This window comes from Acinetobacter sp. WCHAc060006, assembly GCF_004209135.1.
Taxonomy (GTDB): Bacteria; Pseudomonadota; Gammaproteobacteria; order Pseudomonadales; family Moraxellaceae; genus Acinetobacter; species Acinetobacter cumulans.
Map to the genome: position 1 here is coordinate 1 of NZ_SGSS01000093.1, position 779 is coordinate 779.

At 44.9% G+C, this 779-nt stretch carries 1 protein-coding gene; it reads left to right on the forward strand.

Annotated elements, in window-relative coordinates; translation table 11 throughout:
• Positions 1–779 (forward strand): ISNCY family transposase (locus tag EXE29_RS17325; protein WP_120365123.1); only part of this gene is annotated, 779 nt, incomplete at both ends.

The following is a 779-nucleotide window of genomic DNA, read 5'->3' on the forward strand; positions in this document are numbered from 1 at the left end:
GGATTGCTTCGGTGAACTGATCCAAATTGATGGCTCATATCATGACTGGTTTGAAGGTCGAGCTGCAAAATGCTGCTTGTTGGTTTATATCGATGATGCTACTGGAAAGCTGTTGCATCTGCGCTTTTGTGAGGCTGAAACGACCTTTGACTACATGCTTTCAACCCGAGCCTACATTGAACAATACGGCAAACCTCTAGCCTTTTATAGCGACAAGCATTCGGTATTCAGAGTTAATCAGAAATCCAGGCAAGACAGCCAGATTACGCAATTTGGGCGGATTCTGAATAATTTGAACATCGATATTATCTTTGCCAACTCACCACAGGCCAAAGGTCGTGTGGAACGTGCCAACAGAACCCTTCAGGACCGTCTGATCAAGGAGATGCGCCTGGAAGGCATCGGTTCGATTGCAGAGGCCAATATATGGTTACCCTGCTTTATTGAGCAGTTCAATCAGAAGTTCGCCAAATGTGCGCGAAACTCAAAGAACCTGCATCGGCCATTAAGCGAATCTGATCTTGAACTGGATGATATTTTTACCTGGCAGGAACCGCGTAAGGTCACCAAGAATCTGACCCTGACCTATGACAAGTGTATTTATATGCTTGAACCGACAGAGCTGAATCATAAGCTTGTTGGGCTATACATTTCATTTCTGGAGTACCCGGATGGTACTGTGGCAATCATGCATGAAGGACGGAAGATCAACTATAGCGTCTTCAATAAACTGGCTGGACTGCAGCAAAATGCAGTGGTTGAGAATAAAAGATTAGGCT